This window comes from Bacteroides sp. An322, from assembly GCF_002161765.1.
Classification (GTDB): Bacteria; Bacteroidota; Bacteroidia; order Bacteroidales; family Bacteroidaceae; genus Phocaeicola; species Phocaeicola merdavium.
In genome coordinates this window covers 1-539 of the sequence record NZ_NFIN01000077.1, presented here as the reverse complement: position 1 = coordinate 539, position 539 = coordinate 1, and the positions used below count along the sequence as shown (strand labels likewise).

The window sequence follows — 539 nt, the reverse complement described above, 5'->3', positions numbered from 1 at the left end:
CTGCCGTCGTGGCAGCATAATGAAACATCTGAAAGAATTTGTGAAATCAGTGCCGGATTACCGCAGGACAGACAAGGGAAACTACAAATACAGGCTGGAAGATATTCTTTTTCTTGTAATACTCGGACGGCTGGGCAAGTGTATAACAAGACCGGATATAATCAGATTCGGCGAGCGTAACCTGAAACGCTTCCGCTCTTTAGGGATTTTGTTGGACGGCGTGCCGTCCGAGCCGACCCTCTGCCGTATATTCAAGCATATTGATGATGAAGCCATGTCTGAACGGATGTCCGAATTTACCTCCGCCTTCCATGATGAGCTTGTCGGTCTTGCAGGGGACGTCATCTGCATTGACGGCAAGGCGATGAGAGGGACGGTACTCGAAAACGGACGCAACTCCGACATCGTGTCCGCCTATTCCCTTGAAGGGGGTGTCACCCTTGCCACGGACATGTGCGAAGAAAAAAGCAATGAGATAACTTCCGTGCCCAGACTGTTGGACAAGGTGGATGTGTCAGGATGCATAGTTACGGCAGACG

The 539-nt window shown here is 50.5% G+C and carries 1 protein-coding gene; it reads left to right on the top strand.

Translation table 11 applies throughout. From position 1 onward, the window contains the following. Positions 1–19: 19 nt before the first annotated feature. On the top strand, positions 20–539 hold a 520-nt coding region (locus tag B5F91_RS14795; RefSeq protein ID WP_144025145.1), incomplete at its 3' end, for an ISAs1 family transposase.